Origin of the sequence: Psychrobacter sp. TB20-MNA-CIBAN-0197 (assembly GCF_040309765.1) — a bacterium.
In the GTDB taxonomy this organism is placed as follows: Bacteria; Pseudomonadota; Gammaproteobacteria; order Pseudomonadales; family Moraxellaceae; genus Psychrobacter; species Psychrobacter submarinus.
Genome location: NZ_JBEOPC010001126.1, coordinates 1 through 249 on the forward strand (window position 1 = coordinate 1; position 249 = coordinate 249).

At 49.0% G+C, this 249-nt stretch carries 1 protein-coding gene; it reads left to right on the forward strand.

The annotated features are described in order from the left end of the window. A partial coding sequence (locus AAEY83_RS17440; RefSeq protein ID WP_351061200.1) for a substrate-binding domain-containing protein occupies positions 1–249 on the forward strand: 249 nt, incomplete at both ends.

Below are 249 nucleotides of genomic sequence, written 5' to 3' on the forward strand. Positions count from 1 at the left end.
GCTTTACCCAGCGCGGCTTAGGTGATGTACTGATTACCACAGAAAATGAAGCGCATCTGGTCGTCACGCAGCATGCCAAAGGTAAGGTTGAGATTGTTTATCCCAGCTACTCCGTTAACATTGATAACCCAGTGGCAATCGTGAGTTCAGTAACGGATAAAAAAGGCTCTACCGCAGCAGCAACTGCTTATCTTAACGCCTTGTGGGACAAGCCGGCGCAAGAACTGATGGCACAACTGTATCTGCGTC